The organism is Kutzneria sp. 744, assembly GCF_000568255.1.
GTDB lineage: Bacteria > Actinomycetota > Actinomycetes > Mycobacteriales > Pseudonocardiaceae > Kutzneria.
Genome location: NZ_KK037166.1, coordinates 9,494,191 through 9,495,879 on the forward strand (window position 1 = coordinate 9,494,191; position 1,689 = coordinate 9,495,879).

A 1,689-nucleotide genomic window follows, 5' to 3' on the forward strand; every position below is an offset into this window, starting at 1 on the left:
TGCTCGTGGGCGCGGCCGTGGTGTTCGCCCTGGGAGTGGCCACCCAGAAGTCCATCGGCTCCCCGTTCTTCGCCCGGAACTCCGGCATCGCCGCGGTCGCCGGCGTCTTCGGCTCGTTCGGGCCGCGCGTGGTGCCGTTCATCGGCCGCGGCATCGGCTGGGTCGCCGGCCGGATCTTCGGCCCGCACGTGAAGCTGGCCGGCATCGAGCTGGGCCGCGTGCCGCAGCGCGCCGCCTCCGTGGCCATGCCGCTGGTGCTGGCCAGCGCGATCGTCGCCGGCGCCGTGGTGCTCATCGGCTTTTTCCATTTACCTCAGCTTCGCGGGCCAGGACTCGCGCACCCCGGACGCCCAGATCACCGACACCGGGCACCGCCCGCCGGCCCGGACGTGCTCAAGGCGGCGCAGCAGCCCGAGGTCAACCAGCTGCTGCCGATCAGCGGCGCCGGCAGCGGCATCACCGTCAACGGCGCGCGCATGGGCGTCGCCGGCGTCGACCCGGCGCGGCTGGACGCGTACCTCCAGGCCGTGCACCAGCCCGCGGCCACCAAGTTCGGCCCGGACAGCGCCCTGGTCGGCGGGTGGCGGCTCGGCGAGAACAAGGTCGCCGTGGGGCAGCAGATCACCATCAGCGGCCTGGCCGGCGGGCCCAGGACCGTGACCGTGGCGGGCACCCTGCCCGCGGTCGACCTGGACTTCGCGGAGGTGCTGGTCGGCGACCCGAGCCTGGCCCCGGTCAGTGCGGTCGTGGTCACCGTGAAATCCGGCTTCGACCAGGGCGCCTACCGCAGCGCGGTGCTGGCGGCCCTGCCCAGCTCGCCGACGGTCACCGTCACCACGGCCTCGCAGAGCTCCGACGACACCCAGCGCAACCTCGACCTGGCCGCCGTGATGCTGATGGTGCTGCTCAGCCTGAGCGTCAAAAAAGGCGGTCACGGGCATCGGCACCGCGCTGAGCATCTCCGTGCAGGAACGCCGCAAGGAGGTCTCGCTGCGGCGGGCGTTGGGCGTCACCCGGCTGGGCGTGACGGCCGGCATCCTGTCCGAGGCGGTGCTGCTGGCGCTGACCGGCCTGATCGGCGGCACGATCCTCGGCACGGTGTACGCGGAGCTGCTGATTGCCGGTCTCGGCGTGCACACTTGGCCGAGCCTGCCCTGGGGCCAGTTGGCGATCGGCGGAGTCGCGGTGGTGACCCTTGCCGTGCTGGCTGCCGTAATGCCTGCTCGGACGGCATCCCGGGTGCAGCCGGCGGCGGGACTGGCCGGATCATGAGGCCGGTCACCCTGCTCGCATGTCGGTGCGAGGTCGTAGGCTGCTGACATGCGGCGGATCATGGGCACCGAGGTCGAGTACGCCATCACCGTACCCGGCGACCCGACGGCCAACCCGGTGTTGACCTCGACCCAGGTGGTGTTGGCGTACGCGGCGGCGGCGGAGATCCCCCGGGCCCGCCGGGCCCGGTGGGACTACGAGGTGGAGTCGCCGCTGCGGGACGCGCGCGGCTTCGACCTCGGGGCGCCCGGCGTGCCCCCGTCCGACCCGGACGTGGAGGACCTCGGCGCGGCCAACGTCATCCTGACCAACGGCGCCCGGCTCTACGTCGACCACGCGCACCCGGAGTACTCCGCGCCCGAGGTCACCAACGCCCGCGACGCGGTCATCTGGGACAAGGCCGGCGAGCGGATCATG

General features: G+C 72.9%; 5 protein-coding genes. 2 read left to right on the forward strand and 3 right to left on the reverse strand.

Annotation, left to right across the window (positions count from 1 at the left end; translation table 11 throughout):
* The 3 genes from KUTG_RS66715 to KUTG_RS66725 all read right to left on the reverse strand — a co-directional run.
* The coding region (locus KUTG_RS66715) for a hypothetical protein (RefSeq protein WP_198047508.1) at positions 1-295 on the reverse strand (295 nt) is incomplete at its 3' end.
* A 60-nt stretch (positions 296-355) separates the two neighbouring features.
* Positions 356-754 (reverse strand): hypothetical protein, encoded by a 399-nt coding sequence (locus KUTG_RS66720; RefSeq protein ID WP_084580485.1) that lies wholly within the window; start codon positions 752-754, stop codon positions 356-358.
* A 27-nt stretch (positions 755-781) separates the two neighbouring features.
* Complete coding sequence (locus KUTG_RS66725) at positions 782-922, reverse strand: hypothetical protein (RefSeq protein WP_198047509.1); 141 nt, start codon at positions 920-922, stop codon at positions 782-784.
* A gap of 41 nt (positions 923-963) precedes the next feature.
* Here KUTG_RS66725 and KUTG_RS66730 point away from each other — a divergent pair, with 41 nt between their 5' ends.
* Together KUTG_RS66730 and KUTG_RS43440 are read left to right on the forward strand one after the other, a co-directional pair.
* On the forward strand, positions 964-1,272 hold the full coding sequence (locus KUTG_RS66730) for an FtsX-like permease family protein (RefSeq protein ID WP_084580487.1): 309 nt from the start codon (positions 964-966) through the stop codon (positions 1,270-1,272).
* 48 nt (positions 1,273-1,320) lie between these two features.
* Positions 1,321-1,689, forward strand: a 369-nt coding sequence (locus KUTG_RS43440; RefSeq protein WP_043725485.1) for a proteasome accessory factor PafA2 family protein, incomplete at its 3' end; no start/stop codon positions are given.